This window comes from Clostridium sp. C8-1-8 (assembly GCF_009928445.1).
GTDB lineage: Bacteria > Bacillota > Clostridia > Clostridiales > Clostridiaceae > Clostridium_AR.
Genome location: NZ_JAABNO010000102.1, coordinates 1 through 253, shown reverse-complemented (window position 1 = coordinate 253; position 253 = coordinate 1). Strand labels below are relative to the sequence as shown.

General features: G+C 32.4%; 1 protein-coding gene. It reads left to right on the top strand.

The annotated features are described in order from the left end of the window. On the top strand, nt 1–191 hold a 191-nt coding region (locus GXK57_RS26275), incomplete at its 5' end, for a hypothetical protein (protein WP_160680947.1). Between the last annotated feature and the right edge of the window lie 62 nt (nt 192–253).

The window sequence follows — 253 nt, the reverse complement described above, 5'->3', positions numbered from 1 at the left end:
AGGATATACATAGGCTTAAAATAGGAGATGGTATACACACTAATAACTCACCACTAGGGAAAACATGGAACACTGTTTGGGAAAAATATATTCTTGATAATGGAGGAGCAACGTCCAAGCAAATACTTGAAAAATTAAAAGAAATGGCAAATACCTTTGATATAACCAAATACAGAGCTGTTAAAAAGTAGGGAGGGCATATAATGGAGTTTTATATTATGACAGAGTTATTTAGTAATTATGCAACAGCAAT